At 72.7% G+C, this 15,651-nt stretch carries 20 protein-coding genes; 7 read left to right on the top strand and 13 right to left on the bottom strand.

What is annotated here, in order from left to right; translation table 11 throughout:
* Positions 1-113: 113 nt before the first annotated feature.
* From paaI to arfB, 6 genes are all read right to left on the bottom strand, one after another.
* A complete protein-coding gene (paaI, locus tag ABT369_RS42270; RefSeq protein ID WP_350621355.1) occupies positions 114-545 on the bottom strand; it encodes a hydroxyphenylacetyl-CoA thioesterase PaaI in 432 nt (143 codons plus the stop codon).
* Positions 542-1,129, bottom strand: coding sequence for an NUDIX domain-containing protein (locus tag ABT369_RS42265; protein WP_350621353.1), 588 nt, complete (start codon positions 1,127-1,129; stop codon positions 542-544). The genes paaI and ABT369_RS42265 overlap by 4 nt, the downstream gene beginning before the upstream one ends.
* Positions 1,126-2,832, bottom strand: a complete 1,707-nt coding sequence (pyrG, locus tag ABT369_RS42260; protein ID WP_350621351.1) for a CTP synthase — start codon at positions 2,830-2,832, stop codon at positions 1,126-1,128. The genes ABT369_RS42265 and pyrG overlap by 4 nt, the downstream gene beginning before the upstream one ends.
* Positions 2,833-2,939: 107 nt before the next feature.
* Positions 2,940-3,596, bottom strand: coding sequence for a Rossmann-fold NAD(P)-binding domain-containing protein (locus ABT369_RS42255; protein WP_350621349.1), 657 nt, complete (start codon positions 3,594-3,596; stop codon positions 2,940-2,942).
* A 5-nt stretch (positions 3,597-3,601) separates the two neighbouring features.
* A complete protein-coding gene (locus ABT369_RS42250) occupies positions 3,602-4,312 on the bottom strand; it encodes a hypothetical protein (RefSeq protein WP_350621347.1) in 711 nt (236 codons plus the stop codon).
* Between the two features lie 12 nt (positions 4,313-4,324).
* Entirely contained in the window at positions 4,325-4,750 is a 426-nt protein-coding gene (gene arfB, locus ABT369_RS42245; RefSeq protein ID WP_350621345.1) for an alternative ribosome rescue aminoacyl-tRNA hydrolase ArfB, read from the bottom strand.
* A 115-nt stretch (positions 4,751-4,865) separates the two neighbouring features.
* Between arfB and ABT369_RS42240 the strand changes: the two genes are divergently transcribed.
* Positions 4,866-5,276 carry an ATP-binding protein gene (locus ABT369_RS42240; protein ID WP_350621343.1) on the top strand — a complete coding sequence of 137 codons (411 nt, stop codon included), beginning with the start codon at positions 4,866-4,868 and terminating at the stop codon, positions 5,274-5,276.
* Between the two features lie 9 nt (positions 5,277-5,285).
* The gene (locus ABT369_RS42235) at positions 5,286-5,864 is read left to right on the top strand and encodes a GNAT family N-acetyltransferase (RefSeq protein WP_350621341.1); all 579 of its coding nucleotides are present in this window, start codon (positions 5,286-5,288) and stop codon (positions 5,862-5,864) included.
* On the opposite strand, the gene ABT369_RS42230 is transcribed toward ABT369_RS42235, so the two are convergent.
* Both ABT369_RS42230 and ABT369_RS42225 read right to left on the bottom strand, forming a co-directional pair.
* Positions 5,846-6,232, bottom strand: a complete 387-nt coding sequence (locus tag ABT369_RS42230; protein WP_350621339.1) for a YchJ family protein — start codon at positions 6,230-6,232, stop codon at positions 5,846-5,848. The two genes, ABT369_RS42235 and ABT369_RS42230, sit on opposite strands and share 19 nt — an antisense overlap.
* Positions 6,229-7,167, bottom strand: coding sequence for an AraC family transcriptional regulator (locus ABT369_RS42225; protein ID WP_350621337.1), 939 nt, complete (start codon positions 7,165-7,167; stop codon positions 6,229-6,231). The genes ABT369_RS42230 and ABT369_RS42225 overlap by 4 nt, the downstream gene beginning before the upstream one ends.
* 81 nt (positions 7,168-7,248) lie before the next feature.
* Here ABT369_RS42225 and ABT369_RS42220 point away from each other — a divergent pair, with 81 nt between their 5' ends.
* Complete coding sequence (locus tag ABT369_RS42220; RefSeq protein ID WP_350621335.1) at positions 7,249-7,725, top strand: anthrone oxygenase family protein; 477 nt, start codon at positions 7,249-7,251, stop codon at positions 7,723-7,725.
* On the opposite strand, the gene ABT369_RS42215 is transcribed toward ABT369_RS42220, so the two are convergent.
* Positions 7,715-8,803, bottom strand: coding sequence for an FAD-dependent monooxygenase (locus ABT369_RS42215; protein WP_350621333.1), 1,089 nt, complete (start codon positions 8,801-8,803; stop codon positions 7,715-7,717). The genes ABT369_RS42220 and ABT369_RS42215 overlap by 11 nt on opposite strands.
* Positions 8,804-8,893: 90 nt before the next feature.
* On the opposite strand from ABT369_RS42215, the gene ABT369_RS42210 reads away from it, so the two are divergent.
* A complete protein-coding gene (locus ABT369_RS42210; RefSeq protein WP_350621331.1) occupies positions 8,894-9,847 on the top strand; it encodes a TetR/AcrR family transcriptional regulator C-terminal domain-containing protein in 954 nt (317 codons plus the stop codon).
* A 19-nt stretch (positions 9,848-9,866) separates the two neighbouring features.
* Here ABT369_RS42210 and ABT369_RS42205 read toward each other — a convergent pair whose 3' ends face one another.
* Positions 9,867-10,574 carry an RICIN domain-containing protein gene (locus tag ABT369_RS42205; RefSeq protein WP_350621329.1) on the bottom strand — a complete coding sequence of 236 codons (708 nt, stop codon included), beginning with the start codon at positions 10,572-10,574 and terminating at the stop codon, positions 9,867-9,869.
* Positions 10,575-10,727: 153 nt separating this feature from the next.
* Between ABT369_RS42205 and ald the strand changes: the two genes are divergently transcribed.
* The 3 genes from ald to ABT369_RS42190 are packed head-to-tail and all read left to right on the top strand — an operon-like array spanning position 10,728 to position 13,406.
* Complete coding sequence (ald, locus tag ABT369_RS42200; protein WP_350621327.1) at positions 10,728-11,855, top strand: alanine dehydrogenase; 1,128 nt, start codon at positions 10,728-10,730, stop codon at positions 11,853-11,855.
* Between the two features lie 5 nt (positions 11,856-11,860).
* Positions 11,861-12,802, top strand: coding sequence for a site-specific tyrosine recombinase XerD (locus ABT369_RS42195; protein WP_350621325.1), 942 nt, complete (start codon positions 11,861-11,863; stop codon positions 12,800-12,802).
* Positions 12,803-12,839: 37 nt separating this feature from the next.
* Complete coding sequence (locus ABT369_RS42190; RefSeq protein WP_350621323.1) at positions 12,840-13,406, top strand: TetR/AcrR family transcriptional regulator; 567 nt, start codon at positions 12,840-12,842, stop codon at positions 13,404-13,406.
* 9 nt (positions 13,407-13,415) lie between these two features.
* Here the strand turns inward: ABT369_RS42190 and ABT369_RS42185 are convergent, their stop codons facing one another.
* From ABT369_RS42185 to ABT369_RS42175, 3 genes are all read right to left on the bottom strand, one after another.
* Positions 13,416-13,637, bottom strand: coding sequence for a hypothetical protein (locus ABT369_RS42185; protein WP_350621321.1), 222 nt, complete (start codon positions 13,635-13,637; stop codon positions 13,416-13,418).
* 232 nt (positions 13,638-13,869) lie between these two features.
* Positions 13,870-15,063 (bottom strand): hypothetical protein, encoded by a 1,194-nt coding sequence (locus ABT369_RS42180; protein ID WP_350621320.1) that lies wholly within the window; start codon positions 15,061-15,063, stop codon positions 13,870-13,872.
* On the bottom strand, positions 14,993-15,631 hold the full coding sequence (locus tag ABT369_RS42175) for a SigE family RNA polymerase sigma factor (RefSeq protein WP_350621318.1): 639 nt from the start codon (positions 15,629-15,631) through the stop codon (positions 14,993-14,995). Before ABT369_RS42175 ends, ABT369_RS42180 begins: the two co-directional genes overlap by 71 nt.
* Between the last annotated feature and the right edge of the window lie 20 nt (positions 15,632-15,651).

The raw sequence follows: 15,651 nt of genomic DNA, 5'->3' as shown, positions 1-15,651 counted from the left end.
TATGTCGGGCACTTCGTGCCGCGACATATCGGATTTATCTCCCGACAAGGTATAAAAGCGACATGTCCGATCGCGAAGCGTCGGACATTTCGATCAACCGCCGGGCACCTCGATCAACCGCCGGCGCCCAGGATCGGGCTGGTGGAGCTGCGCGAGCGGCCGCGGAACTCGGCCAGCACCGTCCCGTCCGCGCGGCTGACCGTCACGTCGTACAGGCCCGACCGGCCCCGGCGGCTGCGCTCCACCGCCGTGGCCGTCAGCTCGTCGCCCGGCCGCGCCGGCTCCAGGAACGACACGTCCGCGCCCGCCGCCACCGTCACGCGGTCGTAGGTGTTGCACGCGAACGCGAACGCGGTGTCGGCGAGCAGGAAGACGTAGCCGCCGTGGCCGATGGCGTGGCCGTTCAGCATGGACCCGGTCACCGTCATCCACGCCGTGGCGCGGCCCGGGGCCACGCCGCCGATCGTGATGCCCAGCGACCGCGTTGCGGTGTCCGTGGCATACAGAGCGGCGGCGCAGGCCTCGGCGAGTTCCTGGGGTGTCACCCGGCGTCGGCGGCGGGGCGCAAGGTCTTCCAGTCGCGGGCGCGGGCCTGGGCGGCGCCGAGGACGCCGATCACGCACGCGGCGTTGGTGATCTCGCCGGACAGGGCCATCGTCACGGCCTCGTCCAGGTCGACCCAGTGCAGCTCCAGGTCGGCCTCTTCGTGGGTGCGCTCGTAGGTGTCCGAGTCCGGCTTCGGGCCGACCTCGCGCGCCAGGAAGAGGCGGATCTTCTCGTTGGAGCAGCCGGGCGTGGTGTGCACCTCGGCCAGCAGGTCCCACCTGGCCGCGACCAGGTCGGCCTCCTCGGCCAGCTCGCGGGCGGCCGCGTCGACCAGGGCCTCGCCGGGCACGTCGATCAGGCCGGCCGGGAGCTCCCACAGGACCTGGCGGACGGCGGGACGGTACTGCCGCACGAGTGCGACCCGCCCCTCGCCGTCGAGGGCCACGACGCCGACCGCGCCGACGTGGACCATGTAGTCGCGGTCGACCACCTCGCCACCGGGCATCTCCACGGCGTCGGTGACGACGGAGAAGACGCGGTTGCGCAGGCGCTCGGTGTGCGAGCGGACCTCGTAGGCCGTCATGCGTCCACCGTCTCCAGCTCGACCGGCAGGCGGTCGGCGGCGTTGTAGGTCACCGCGGCGCCGACGAACGCGGCGAACAGCGGGTGCGCCCGCGTCGGGCGGCTCTTGAGCTCCGGGTGGGCCTGGGTGGCCACGAAGAACGGGTGCTGCTCGCGGTCGAGCTCGACGAACTCGACCAGCCGGCCGTCGGGGGAGGTGCCCGAGATGCGCAGCCCGGCGCCGGTCATGGCGTCGCGGTACGCGTTGTTGACCTCGTAGCGGTGCCGGTGGCGCTCGGAGACCTCGGTCTCGCCGTAGGCCTCGGCGGTCAGCGTCCCCGGGGCGAGCACGGCCGGGTAGGCGCCGAGCCGCATGGTGCCGCCGAGGTCGCCCTTGCCGGCCACGATGTCGTGCTGGTCGGCCATGGTCGAGATGACCGCCTCGTTCGCCTCCGGGTCGAACTCCAGCGAGTTCGCGCCCTTGATCCCGGCCACGTTGCGCAGCACCTCGATGGTCATGCACTGCAGGCCCAGGCACAGGCCGAGGGTCGGGATGCCGCGCTCGCGGGTGTACTGCGCCGCGCCGATCTTCCCCTCGATGCCGCGCACGCCGAAGCCGCCCGGGATGATGACGCCGTCGACGCCCGCGAGGGCCTGGGCCGCGCCGGCCGGGGTGGTGCAGGCGTCGCTGGGCACCCAGCGGATCTCGACCCGGGCCCGGTGGGCGAAGCCGGCGGCGCGCACGGCCTCGGTGACCGAGAGGTACGCGTCGGGCAGGTCGACGTACTTGCCGACGATCGCCACGGTGACCGTCTGGCGCGGGTGGTGCACCCGGTCGAGCAGGTCGTCCCACTTCTTCCAGGCCACGTCGCGGAACGACAGGCCCAGGCGCCGGACCACGTAGGCGTCCAGCCCCTCCTCGTGCAGCACCCGCGGGATGTCGTAGATCGAGGGCGCGTCGGGCGCGGAGACCACGGCCTCGGCGTCGACGTCGCAGTACAGACCGAGCTTGTTCTTGGTCTTTTCCGGGATTTCCCGGTCGGAGCGGCAGACCAGCGCGTCGGGCTGGATGCCGATGCTGCGCAGGGCCGCGACCGAGTGCTGCGTCGGCTTCGTCTTCAGCTCGCCGCTCGGGGCCAGGTAGGGCACCAGCGACACGTGCAGGAAGAAGCAGTTGTCGCGGCCGATGTCGTGCCGGACCTGCCGGATGGCCTCGAGGAACGGCAGCGACTCGATGTCGCCGACGGTGCCGCCGACCTCCGTGATGATCACGTCGGGCGTGACGCCGTCGGCGTCGGGGGCGGACATCGCCCGGATGCGCGCCTTGATCTCGTTGGTCACGTGCGGGATGACCTGGACGGTGTCGCCGAGGTATTCGCCGCGGCGCTCCTTGGCGATGACCGCCGAGTAGATCTGGCCCGTGGTCACGTTCGCGTTGCGCGAGAGGTCCTGGTCGAGGAAGCGCTCGTAGTGACCGATGTCGAGATCGGTCTCGGCGCCGTCTTCGGTGACGAACACCTCGCCGTGCTGGAAGGGGTTCATCGTGCCGGGGTCGACGTTCAGGTAGGGGTCGAGCTTCTGCATGACGACCCGCAGCCCGCGCGCGCTGAGCAGGCTGCCGAGGCTGGACCCCGTAAGGCCCTTGCCGAGTGAGGAGGCGACGCCCCCGGTGACGAAGATGTGCTTAGCCTGCCGGCTCGCACCGGTCCGTGCTACAGAGGACAAAGCCTGCTCCCGTGGGGTCTGTCACGCTGCCGAGTCAGCGATCCACGGGAGTCCAGCCTAACAGCAGGTAAACGGCGGTGCAGAAGACGCACCGGACGTCACAAGCGTCACATCTTCAGGCGCGCCCCGGCGATGTCGCGGCTTTCCCAGACCCGCTGCTCGGGCCGGGTGCGGGCCACCACGAGCATCGCCCGGCCGAGCTGATCGGTGCTGGTGGCGATGCCCGGCGCGAAGCGCACGAGCAGCGCGGCGAGCGGGCTGAGCACGGTGTAGGCGACGCGGTACCAGCGCACGCGGGACGCCGCGCCGTGCCGGGGCTGGATGAAGCCGGGCCGGAACGCGTAGCCGGCCAGGTCGAGCGCGGCGACGTCGTCCTCGGTGCGGCCCTTGACCCGCTGCCACATCTGCCGCCCGGCGCGGTTGGTGCCGGCGCCGGAGACGTAGACGAACACCATGCCCGGTTGCTGTGCGGCCATCCGCCGGGCCGCGGCCAGCGTGTAGTCGTAGGTGATCCGGGTGTACTTCGCCTCGTCCATGCCCACGGAGCTCACGCCCAGGCAGAAGAAGCAGGCGTCGTACCCGCCGAAGTCCTCGGATCCGAAATCCGCGAAGTCGGCGTGGATCACCTCGCGCAGCTTGGGATGCGTCACGCCGGTCGGGGTGCGGGTCACCACCAGGACCTCGGACACGTCCGCGGCCAGCAGGCACTCGTGCAGCACGCCCTGGCCCACCATGCCGGTGGCGCCGAAGACGATCACCTTCATGTCCTTCATTGTGCCTTGATCGCCGAGAGGGTCGCGTTCTCCAGCGTGGTGTAGAGGTCCGAGTCGGTGAAGCCCGGGCCCGTCTCCTCGCCGATGTACACGTCCACGTGCTTGTCGCCGCCGAGCCCGGGGGTGAACTCGTCGACGATCGTCCACGTCGGCGCCTTGAGCTTCGCGCACACCTCCGCGGTCACCTCGGCGGTGCCGCAGCGCTGGACGGTGAACCGGCTGCCGGCCTTGAGCGCGCCGGCGTCGGCGGCGGCCGAGATCCAGGGGCGCAGCGGGCGGCCGGCGGTGTCGCGGGGGGCGGTGTCCATCCAGTAGCCGGTGTCGTAGGACCAGTTCAGGTACCGGCCGTCGCTCGTGCGGCCCGTGCCCTCGTCCTTGACCGCCTTGACGAACGAGGCCGGGAAGGCGCCGAGCCGCTGCTGGTTGCGATTTTTGCCACAGTCGATGGTGGGGCAGCCGGTGACCTCGGTGCTCTTGTCCGTGTGCAGGCTCTCGACCGCCGTGTAATAGACGGTCACCTCCCAGCCGGTGAGCTCGACCGTCCGGCCGGTGATCGCGGGGATCGGCGCCGCGCTGGACTCTCCGGGGTAGGCGCCGGTCTCGGGGGGATGGCCGGGCGGCTCGCTCGCCAGGGCCGCTGGCTGCTCGTCACCGCCGCACCCGGCCAGCAGGAGGGCGGTGAGCGGAATGAGCAGTTTGCGAATCACATCCGGATTTTGTCACTCGTCGGGTGGGCGCCGTTGCTGCTTGCGCCGAGCCGTGTGCCGCTTGGCCTCCAGGCGCCGCTCCACCGCGCCCTTCGACGGCTTTGTCCGTTTGCGCGGCCGGGGCGGCGGGGCGATCGCGGCGGCGATGGCCGCGACCAGGCGCTCCTCGGCCGCGTGGCGGTTCTGCAGCTGCGAGCGGTGCTCCGACGCGGTGATCGACAGGACGCCGTCGACGAGCCGGCCGGCCAGGCGCTCCAGGGCCCGCGCCTTGAGCGGCTCGGGCAGTGCACCCGTCGCGAGCAGGTCGAAGCGGACCTCGACGCGCGAGTCCGTGGTGTTCACCGACTGCCCGCCGGGGCCGCCGGAGCGGCTGAACCGCCAGCTCAGCTCGGCCCGGGGCAGCGTGATGTCGTCCGTCACCCGCAGGTCGTCATCCATGGCGTCCAGCATGCGTGTCGCGGAATGCACCTTGCACCCCAGGGTGACTTGACGGCGGCTCGGCGGAAGCTCGATGTACGCTCAGCGAGGCGAGACGCAGCGGAAAGGTGACACCGTGGCTGAAGCCGTTCAGACGACGGCGCTGCTGGTCGAGGACTTTGACGTCGCACTGATCACCGCCGTCCGTCACGCCGTGAACCGCGGCGCCGCCGGAGCGGGGCTGATCGGGCAGCGGCTCGAGGACTTCGTGCTCGCGGTCAACGAGATCGTCACGAATGCCGTGCGCCACGCGGGCGGTGGCGGAACCCTGCGGATGTGGGTGGCCGACGGGGTGCTCGCCTGCGAGGTCGTGGACAAGGGTGCCGGCATCCCCGAGGAGCGGCTCAGTGGCGAGGCCGCCCTGCCGCCGAGCAGCGCGATCAGCGGCCGCGGGCTGTGGCTGGCCCGGCACCTGGTCGACGACGTGCTCGTGACGACCGGCGAGGCCGGAACAATTGTGCGGCTGAGCAGCGCCCTGTCGGACTAGTCTGCGCGAGTGTTGCGACCCGACTACCCGATCCGGACCGAGCGGCTCACGCTGCGCCCCTTCGCCGACGGCGACTACGACGACCTGCACCTGATGACCGGCGACCCCGAGGTGGTGCGGTACCTCTACTGGGAGGTGCACACCCCGGACGAGACCCGGGCCGCGCTCGATCGGCGCAAGGGTCAGGCCGCCCTGACCGAGGAGGGCCAGTGGCTGACGCTGGCCATGCAGGCCGCGCCCGACGGGGAGCCGCGGGTCGTCGGGCAGGTGGTGCTGCGCTGGGCCAGCGTCGCGCACCGGCAGGGCGAGCTCGGCTTCACGCTCAGCCCCGCCTTCCAGGGGCGCGGCTACGCCCGGGAGGCGGCCGAGGCGATGCTGCGCCTGGGCTTCGAGGGCCTCGGCCTGCACCGGATCTACGCCGCCTGCGACACCCGCAACGCCGCCTCGTGGGGCCTGCTCACCCGGCTCGGCATGCGCCGCGAGGCACACTTCGTCGAGGACGAGATCTTCAAGGGGGAGTACGGCGACCAGTACATCTACGCCATGCTCGACCGCGAGTGGCGCGGCCGTCAGACCTCGTCCACATAGCGCCAGGCCCCGCCGACCTTCTCGAACCGGCTCCGGTCGTGCATCTTGCCCGGCCGGCCGTCGGTGACGAACCGCGCCTGGAACTCCACGATGCCCTCGGTGTCGAACAGGCCGCCGCCGGACCGGTCGAGGATCGTCAGCCCCTGCCAGTTCTGGTCGGCCTCCAGCGTCAGGGCCCGCGGCTTGGTCCTCTCGCTCCAGGTGCGCAGCAGGAACCGGCGATCGCCGACGACGTAGGCCGAGTACCGCGCCCGCATCAGCAGCTCGGCGCTCGGCGGCTCCGCGCCGCGGTGGTACTTCCCGCAGCACTCGTCGTACGGCTCGCCGAGGCCGCAGGGGCAGGTGTCGGGCAGGCCGGTTGAGGTCATGCCGAACATTGTTCCCGATGGGTCTGGGGCGACACTCCGCGGACACGCTTGAACGCGGCGCTGAGCGCGAACGCGCTGCCGTAGCCGACCCGCCGGGCGACCGCGGCGAGCGTCGCGTCCGGCTCCAGCAGCAGGTCCGCGGCGAGCGCGAGGCGCCAGCCGGCCAGGTAGGCCATCGGCGGCTCGCCGACGAGCTCGCCGAAGCGCCGGGCCAGCAGCGCGCGGGAGACGCCGACCTTCGCCGCGAGGTCGCCGACCGTCCAGGACAGGGCCGGGTTGTGGTGCAGCAGCCGCAGGGCCTGGCCGACGATCGGGTCGGACTGGGCGCGGTACCAGCCCGGCGCCCCCGAGCCCGGCCGGGCCAGCCAGGTGCGCAGCGCCGTGATGAGCATGAGGTCCAGCAGCCGGTCGAGCACCGCCTCCTGCCCGGGCCGGTCCTTGGCGATCTCGTCGGCCAGCAGCGCCACCAGCGGCGTGTCCCACTCGTCCCGGGGCACCACGAGCACCCGGGGCAGGGCGGTGAGCAGCCGCCGGCTCACCTCGCCGGCGAGCTGGTAGGCGCCGGTGAGGATGAGCGTCGGGCCGTCGGGATCGGTACCCCACGTGCGCACCCCGAGGTGCATCTCCTCGGCCAGGTCCACGCCGTCCGGGGTGGCGCAGCGCTGCCCGGGGTGGATCACGATCTGCGGGGCGGTGCCGGGCGGCTCGGCGACCGTGTACGGCTCCGGCCCCCGGATCACCATCACGTCCCCCGGCCCGGCGACCACGATCTCGCCGTCGTCGCCGACGTAGGAGGCCTCGCCGCGCACCACCGCCGCGATGGCCAGCGCGGCCTCGTCCTGGATGCGCAGCGACCACGGCGGCGTCAGGACCGAGCGGAGCAGGAAGGCGCCGCGGGCCCGGGGCCCGTCGAGCAGTGCGGTGAGCGCGTCCACCCCACCACCGTAGACGGTGGCGTATGCATCGGCGCGTCTCGGCCATGGTGCGTCTCAGCCCGGGCCGATTCACTGGGATGCATGAGAAACGTCGTCCTCGCCGCCACCACCCTGCTCGTCGGCCTCTCCGCCGGCGTCTTCTTCGCCTACTCCACCTCGGTCATGCTCGCCCTGCACCAGGTCGAGGACCGGACCTTCATCGACGTGATGCAGCGGATCAACCGGGTCATCGTCAACGGCTGGTTCATGACCGCGTTCCTCGGCGCGCTGCTGCTCGCCGTCGTCGCGGTGCTGCTGCACCTGTCGTCCGGCCACCGGGGGCCGCTGCCCTGGCTGGTGGCGACGGCGGTGCTGTACCTCGTCGTCGTCGCGGTCACGATGGCGATCAACGTGCCGATGAACAACACGCTCGAGGCCGCCGGGCCGGTCGCGCAGATCGCCGACCCGGCCGCGGTGCGCCAGGCCTTCGAGGGCCCGTGGACGGGCTGGAACCTGGTGCGCACCGTCGCCTCGGGCGGCTCGCTGCTGACCCTGGCGCTGGCCCTGATCAGAGCGTGATGGCGACCTTGGCCCGGTCGATCGACTCGGGGGCGGCCGGGCCGCCGGGGTTCTCGGTGGCGAGGGCCTGGTTGAGCTCCACGAACGGGCGCATCCGGGTCTCGTAGACGGCCAGCCCGCCCACGCCGGAGCGGGCCAGCTCTTCGGCCAGCACGTAGGCGCCGACCAGGGCCAGGCTCGTGCCCTGCCCGGACAGCGGCGAGGGGCAGTAGCCCGCGTCGCCGAGCAGCGTGATCCGCCCGGAGGACCACGCGTCCAGCCGGACCTGGGCCATCGCGTCGAAGTAGAAGTCCGGGGCCGCGTCCATGGCCGCCAGCAGGCGCGGGATCTCCCAGCCCAGGCCCGAGCAGCGCTCCCGCACGAGGGTGCGCTGCGCATCGAGGTCATGGCGGTCGTACGGCAGCACGTCCGACATGAACCCCACGTTGACCCGCAGCTCCGCGTTGTCGCGGGCGGTGTAGATGCCGGCCCCGGCCCCGATCTCCTCGCCGCGCAGCCAGACCTGCCACTCGTCCAGCCCGAGCACGTTCGGCGCGGTGTAGACGGCCACGTAGGCGCCGAGGTGGTGCGGCGCCGCGGCCGGGAAGATCGTCCGGCGGACCTTGGAGTGCAGCCCGTCGGCCCCGGCCACCAGGTCGAACCGGCCGGTGGCGCCGCTTGCGAACCGCACGTCCACCCCGTCGGCGTCCTGCTCCAGCCCGGCGATCGCGTCGCCGTAGCGGTACTCGACCCCGTCGGCCGCGCGGCCCACCAGCTCGGCCAGGTCGTCGCGCAGGATCTCCACGTCGTCGGAGTCCAGCCGCCCGCTGCTCGGCGCGAACTCGGTGGAGCGGAACAGCTCGGTGCCGTCCGCGGCCAGCATCGAGGATCCGCGCATCCGGGTCCGCGCCTTGCGCACGTCGCCGAGCAGCCCCATCCGGTCCACCACGTCGAGGGCCACGCCGCGCACGTCGAGCGCCTGGCCGCCGGGGCGGGGCGCCGGGGCGCGCTCGACGACGGTCGCCTCGGCGCCGTGGCGGCGCAGCCAGTAGGCGAGCGCCGGTCCCGCGATGCCCGCGCCGCTGATGAGTACCCGCATCGTTCCTCCTCGGTGTCCCTCATGCTGATCTGTACGACGTACGCAACTGTATGTACGCTGTTCTACGGTCAGCAAGGAGGAATGTGTGCTATGACAGTTGCGCCGTACCAGCGGATCGTCGCCGACATCGCCGAGCGGATCGCCGACGGGCGGCTGCGGCCGGGCGAGCGGCTGCCCGCCACTCGCCGGCTGGCCCGGGACCACGGCGTCGCGCTGGCCACGGCCACGAAGGCGCTCGCGGTGCTGCAGCAGAGGGGCCTGGTGGTGGCCAAGCCGCGCTCGGGCACGGTGGTGGCGGGCGGCTCCACCCTCACCGCGCCGGGCGGCGGCTCCACCGTCACCGCGCCCGCGATGGTGCCCCGGGGACCGATGACCACCGCGGACATCGTGCGGGCCGCCATCGAGATCGCCGACGCGGAGGGGCTCGCCGCGCTGTCCATGCGGGGCGTGGCGGCCAAGCTGGGGGTGCCCACGATGTCGACGTACCGGCACGTGGAGAGCAAGGAGCGGCTGGTCGCGCTCATGGCCGACACCGCATACGGGGAGCTGGAGGCCGACGATCCGGGGCCGGGCTGGCGGGCCGCGTTCGAGGCGGTCGGGCGGACGCTGTGGGCGCTGTACCGCCGCCATCCCTGGCTCGCTCACGTGACCCCGCTGACCCGCCCGCTGCCGTTGCCCAACCTGTTGCGCCACAGCGAGACGTTCCTGGGGCCGCTGGCCGGCCGCGGGCTCGACGCGACCGCGCGGCTGGACCTGCAGGTGATGCTGCTGACCCACATTCAGGGCCTCGCCGTGCAGCTCGAGGCGGAGACCCAGGCCCAGGCGGCGACCGGGCTCAGCGAGGACGACTGGATGGACGAGCACGGCCCGGCCCTGGCGGCGATCGCCGCCACCGGCCGCTACCCCGGCTTCGCCGCGCTCATGGGCGATTTCGCCGCGGACGGCGGCTACGAGCTCGACCTGGACCGGATCTTCGAGCTGGGCCTGCGCACCTTGCTGGACGGCCTGGCCGCCACCGTCTTCGCCGACCAGGACAGGGCCTAGCTCAGGCCTAGCTCAGGGCCTAGCCCAAGGGCTGGAAGCGGTAGCGCTCGTCGGGCTGGCCGTTGCAGTCGAAGATCCGCGCGACCGCGCCCGGCTGCGGGTTGCCCCCCTCGATCGTCAGGCAGCGGTTGCTGTTGGGGTTGAGCAGGCGGTACCCGCCGTTGTCGGGCACCAGCTTCCACAGCTGGCCGATGTCGGCGTGGCAGTCCCACAGCCACACCTGGGCGTAGTTGTCCTTCGAGTTGTTGCTCACGCTCAGGCACCGGTTGTCGGCCGCGTTGACGAACTGGAACGTGTCCTGGGACGCGCCGATCGCCTGCGGCACCCACATCTCGGTCGCGTTGTTGCCGTCGCAGCCCTGCTGGGTGGTGTTGCCGCCGTTGCCCCCGTTGGCCTGCAGGCACAGCTGCGAGTGGTCGGGGCGGATCAGCGACGGCTTCGCGGCCAGCAGCGCGGCCTTCGGCGGCGTCGGCGACGGCGTCGGGCTCGGGGTGGGGCTGGGCGGGGGCGCGGCCGACGGCGGGGGAGCCGGCGCGGAGGAGTCCTCGCCGGCGCTGAGCGGGGCCTGCGTCGCGCTGACCGCCTGGGGATCGTCGGACATGAACGCCCGGGCCCCGAAGACGATGCCCACGACGACCGCCAGCACGGCGACCGCGGCCGCGCCGAGCAGGACCTTGTCGTGCTTCGGCCCGGGCAGCGAGGGGCGGGGCCCGCCGTAGACGGTCATGGCCGCACAGCATAGATCACCGTCCGCCCCCGACAACCTGTCAATCCCGCTGCTCAGGAGTTCACACTGTGCGGCCGACGGGTAGTGGGACAGCGCCATAAACTCCGCCTTGGACACACAGTGCAATGACGCGCTGAGTGGAGAGGGGTCAACGTGAAGGTCGCAATTCCGCGCGAGGTCAAGAACCACGAGTACCGCGTGGCGATCACGCCCGCCGGCGCCCACGAGCTCGCCGCGAACGGGCACGAGGTCTTCGTCGAAACCGGGGCCGGCGAGGGCTCCTCGATCACCGACCAGGAGTACCGCGAGGCCGGCGTCACCATCCTGCCGTCCGCGGACGACACCTGGGCCGAGGGCGAGCTCATCCTCAAGGTCAAGGAGCCCATCGCCGAGGAGTACCACCGGATGCGCGCCGGCCAGGTCCTTTTCACCTACCTGCACCTGGCCGCGTCCAAGGACTGCACCCAGGCCCTCGTCGAGCGCAAGGTCACCGGCATCGCCTACGAGACCGTCGAGCTGGCGGACCGCTCACTGCCGCTGCTCGCCCCGATGTCCGAGGTCGCCGGGCGGCTGGCCCCGCAGGTCGGCGCCTATCACCTCATGCGCGCGGGCGGCGGGCGTGGCGTGCTGCTCGGCGGCGTCTCCGGCGTCTACGCGGCCAAGGTCGTCGTCATCGGGGCCGGCGTCTCCGGGCTCAGCGCCGCCGCGATCGCGCTGGGCATGCAGGGCGAGGTGCTGCTGCTCGACAAGAACATCGCCCGCCTGCGCGGGGCCGACGCCATCTACCAGGGGCACCTGCAGACGATCGCGTCGAACGGGTACGAGATCGAGAAGGCCGTTCTCGACGCCGACCTCGTGATCGGCGCGGTGCTCGTGCCCGGCGCGAAGGCGCCCAAGCTCATCAGCAACGAGCTGGTCAAGCGCATGAAGCCGGGCAGCGTGCTGGTCGACATCTCGATCGACCAGGGCGGCTGCTTCGAGGACTCGCGGCCGACCACGCACGACGAGCCCACCTACCGGGTGCACGACTCGATCTTCTACTGCGTGGCGAACATGCCCGGCGCGGTGCCGCACACCAGCACCTACGCGCTGACCAACGTCACCCTGCCCTACGTGCAGGAGCTGGCCAACCGCGGCTGGCGCGAGGCCATGCGCCGCGACCCGGCCCTGGCCCTCGGCCTCAACACGCACGACGGGCACGTCACCTACGGCCCGGTCGCCGACGCGCACGGCATGGCCCACGTCGCCCTGGAAGAGGTCTTGACAGGGAAATCAGCATAGGACGCATGGTGGACCTGCGCCGCGCCGTCGACTCCTATCTCGACCACCTCACGGTGGAACGGGCGCTGGCCGCCAACACCCTGGCGTCGTACCGCCGCGACCTCGACCGGTATCTGGACTGGCTGGTCGCGGCGGGCATCGCCGACCTCGCCGACGTGACCACGCGGGACATCGCCGCCCACGTCGCCGACCTGCGCGCGCCCGCCGGGGACGCCGTGGCGCTCTCGGCCTCCTCGGCCGCCCGCGCCGCCAGCGCCGTGCGTGGCCTGCACCGCTTCGCCCTGCTCGAGGGCCTCGCCCCGAGCGACCCGTCCCGCGAGGTGAAGCCGCCCGCGCTGCCCAAGCGGCTGCCGAAGGCGCTCGACGTCGATCAGGTCTCGCGGCTGCTGGCCGTGCCCGGGGCCGCCCAGGGCGGGCCGCTCGACCTGCGCGACGCGGCGCTGCTGGAGTTCCTCTACGGCACCGGCGCCCGCATCTCGGAGGCGGTCGGGCTCGCCGTCGACGACCTCGACCTCGACGCCCGGCCGGGGATGGCGACCCTGCACGGCAAGGGCGGCAAGACCCGGCTCGTGCCCATGGGCAGCTACGCGCGCTCGGCGCTGGACGCCTACCTGGTCCGGGCCCGCCCCGCCCTCGCCGCCCACGGCACCGGGTCGCCGAACGTGTTCCTCAACGCCCGCGGCGGCGCGCTGTCGCGGCAGAGCGCGTGGACCATCCTGCGCAAGGCCGCCGACCGGGCCGGACTGCCGGTCGACGGGCCGTCGGGGGTGTCGCCGCACACCCTGCGGCACTCGTTCGCCACGCACCTGCTCGACGGCGGGGCCGACATCCGGGTGGTCCAGGAGCTGCTCGGGCACGCCTCGGTGACCACGACGCAGGTGTACACGCTGGTGACCGTCGACCGCCTGCGCGAGGTGTACGCCACCGCCCATCCCCGCGCCCGCTGACTTGGAGGCCAACGCTTGTTGGCCTAGGGTCGCGCCTGTGACCGTTCGCCGCTCGGATGCCACCCGCGCCGCCATCCTGCAAGCCGCCCGGATCCGCTTCGCCGAGGACGGATACCAGCGGGCCACCATCCGCGCGATCGCCGCCGACGCCGCCATCGACCCGTCGATGGTGATGCGGTACTACGGCAGCAAGGAGCGCCTCTTCGCCGCGGCCGTCGACATCGACCTGCGCATGCCCGACGTCTCGGCCATCCCGCCGGAGCGGATCGGGCCGGAGCTGGTGCGGCACTGGGTGCGCCGCTGGGAGGAGGACCCGACCGGCGACGTGCTGCTGACCCTGCTGCGCTCGGCCACCACCGACGAGACCGTCGCCGAGCGGGTCCGCGGCGTCTTCGCCGAGCAGATCGTGCCCATCGTGCGCCGGCTCTGCGGCGGCGACGAGGCCGAGGCGCAGCAGCGGGCCGGGCTGCTCGCCACCCAGATGCTCGGGCTGGCGATCTGCCGGCACATCCTGCGCATCCCGCCGGTCGCGCACATGCCGGCCGAGACGGTGGTCGAGCGGATCGGGGCGACGGTGCAGCAGTACCTCACCGGCGCCCCGTGACACCCTCGCTCACTTGTGGCGGTTGTACATCCTCGGCGCATGCGGGTTGCCGCCCTTGCCGATGCCCCGGCCTCCCCGGCCGCCGCCCCCGGTCGGGAACGTGCGGTTGGCCTGGGCCCGGCGAATCGCCTCGAGCGGGTTGGCCGGCTGGTCCTCGGGGCTCTCGGCGGCCTCGGCGGCCTCGGTCGCCTCGGTGGTGGTGTCTTCCGGTTCGTGGTTCACGGCAGGCATGAGCGTCTCCTTCGCGGACGGCGGGCTGGCTGGTTGGCAGGCTACGGCCGCGCGGCGAAGGGGGAAGAGATGAACCCACAACGGGGGCCGTCCGGCTGGACCGGCTCAGGCGGTCAGCGGCGGCACGCGCGGCGTCGATGGGCTCAGAAACGCATGGACCCACGGTAACAGCACCCCGGCCGGTCGCGCACGCGCATTTTTCCTCCGCGGCCGGGGTGCCGTCATGACCGGCTCAGTTCGCGAACACCTTCGCGGCGGGTGGCCAGCTGCCGCTGTCGCCGAGATCGCCCTCGAGCTTGATGCCGAGCGTCATCTGGGTGAGCGGGGCGGTGAGCTTCGTGTTGCCGGCCTCGGCGTAGACGTACGTCGTGCCGGTGTCGGCCACCTTCGTGCAGCGGATCTGCCCCTCGCAGTCGAGCCGGCCCGCCAGCTTCGGCCCCGCGTCCGTGCGCCCGGCCGCCAGGGTCAGCACCGGCAGGTCCTCGAAGATGTACGGCTGGTAGATCGGCAGCGCCGGGGGCTTCGCCGTCAGCCGTGCGGCCGACACCACCTCGTCGCCGGTGAACACGTCGCCGCCGTAGCTCACGGACAGCAGCTGGTAGCCCCGCGGTACCGTCGCCGACTGGAACGCCACCGGGAACTGCCGCGGCACCGAGGGCACGAGCCCGTCCGCGATCGCGAGCAGATGCTCGCGGTCGGGCACGTTCTCCCACGCCGACCAGTAGATCGCCGCCCAGGCGTCGCCGGTGTACTGCCAGGCGAGCGCCGGCACCAGGCTCGCGCGCCCGATGAACGCCCGGTCGCCCGGCGTCGTCGGCGCGTTCATGCTGCCGGCGTAGGCGAGCAGCCCGGCGCCGCCGTCGCGCAGCTGGACCTTCTCGCCGCCCTTCTCGAACAGCGCCGGCGCGAAGGCGCCCGGGCGGTACACCACGAGGAGCCCGCCGGCGGGAACGCCCTTCGCCTTCGCCGGCACGCCCGGAGCGGCCGACTGCACCGGGTCCGCCGCCTCGGCCGACTCCGACGGCGTCGGCTCGGCACGGGGCACCGTCACGATCGTGGACTGCTGGTAGGCGTTGGTCACCACGTCGGGGTCGTCGACCTGATACGGCCCGGCCTTGTAGCCCTGGTAGGTCGTGCTGAACGCGGCCGCCTCGGCGAACGCGGTCGGCACCGGCTTCGCGGGGCTGGCCAGCCCGCTCGGGTCCACGGCCGGGGTCAGCGCGCGGGGCGCACCGGTGAGCATCAGCACCGCGGTGACCGCCGCGATCGCGGTGACCGCGCCACCGCCGACGGAGGAGAGCAGGGTCAGCCGCCGGCGGCGCCGCACCAGGTGCCGGCCCGCGGCGGTGATGTCGTCAACGCTGAGCCGCGGTGGTGGCGCGTCGTCCCGGACCGACGTCAGCAGCGTGTGCAGATCCTGTTCCATGCCCTTCCCTCCCGTCCTGCTCGCGGCCGATCCCGATACCACCCGCTGGAGTGCCCTGCGCAAGGTCGTCACGGACACGGAGCTCGTCCGTGCCCAGGAGCGCGCGGAGCGCGGCGAGCCCGCGGGCGGTCTGACTCTTGACGGTCCCCGGCTGGCGGCCGAGCACCTCGGCGGTCTCCTCAACGCTCAGCCCCTCGTAGTACCGCAGGACCAGCACGGCGCGCTGGCCCGGTGCCATACGGGCGAGCGCGGCGCGAATCCGGAGCCGCTCGTCGACCTGATCGGCGTGGTCGGGGCCGGGCAGCTCGGGCAGCGCGTAGCCGGCCGACCGCTCACGGCGCCGCCAGGGCCGCCGCGACTCGTCGACCAGCGCGTGCACGATCGCCCGCCGCACGTACGCCAGCGGGGTGTCCACCTTCGTCCAGCGCACGTACAGCTTGGCCAGGGACGCGGCCACCGCGTCCTCGGCGGCGTGCCAGTCCCCGCACGTCAGGTAGGCGAGCGAGCGCAGCCCGTCGAATCGCGCGGTGACGAATTCGCGGAAGTGCGCCTCGTCGTCTTGGTTCACCCGTTCGGGCTCCCTTCGTC

The organism is Dactylosporangium sp. NPDC000244, from assembly GCF_040300725.1.
Taxonomy (GTDB): Bacteria; Actinomycetota; Actinomycetes; order Mycobacteriales; family Micromonosporaceae; genus Dactylosporangium.
This window is presented reverse-complemented; position numbering and strand designations above follow the sequence as displayed.